1 pseudogene is annotated in these 635 nt (G+C 77.0%); it reads right to left on the bottom strand.

Annotated elements, in window-relative coordinates:
- Positions 1-635, bottom strand: a pseudogene (locus tag JX613_RS19695) (hypothetical protein); the annotation flags it as partial.

Genomic DNA, 635 nt, shown 5'->3' with positions numbered 1-635 from the left:
GCTTGCGGGCGCAGGCGCGGCCTTGGCCGCAGGCGCCGCCGGTGCGGGGCTGGCAGGGGACGCGGCCTTCGGACGCGGCGCCTCGGCCAGTTCGGCGGCCAGGGTCGCGGCGCTGATCGGGGGTTTCGGGGCCGCCGGTGCCGGGCTGCTCATCGCTTCCGTCAGGGCCCGGGCCAGTGCGTCATTACCCTGCGCGGCGGGGGCCTGCTGTTGCGGCTGCGCGGGCAGAGGCTGCGGCGATGCCACGGTGCTGTCCGTCGCGGCCTCGGGCTGCACCTGCGCGGGGACCGGGGCGGGCGGGGTCGCCTCCACCGTGGCGGTCTGCGGTTGCGCGGGTGCGGGCGTCGCAGGCGTCGGCTGGGGTGCTGCGGGCTGCGGGGCAGGGGCCTCGGCCACCGGCTCGCTTGCCAGGGGGATTGCGGCGGTCTCGACAGGTTCGGGCGCAGCGGGGGCGATGTCGGCGGGGGCCGGAACCGGCGCAATGTCCACCGGCTGCGGGGCCGGTGCGGTTTCGGCGATTTCGGGCGCCACGGCCTCGCCCGAGGGTTCGGTGCCGAAGAAGGCCAGCACCGCCACAAGGCCCAGGACCAGCAGGCCCATCATCACCGGCAAGCGGCCCGGATCCAGTTGCCGCA

This window comes from Paracoccus shandongensis (genome assembly GCF_017315735.1).
GTDB lineage: Bacteria > Pseudomonadota > Alphaproteobacteria > Rhodobacterales > Rhodobacteraceae > Paracoccus > Paracoccus shandongensis.
Note: the sequence above shows the minus strand (reverse complement) of the source record. Positions and strands in the feature narration are given on the sequence as shown.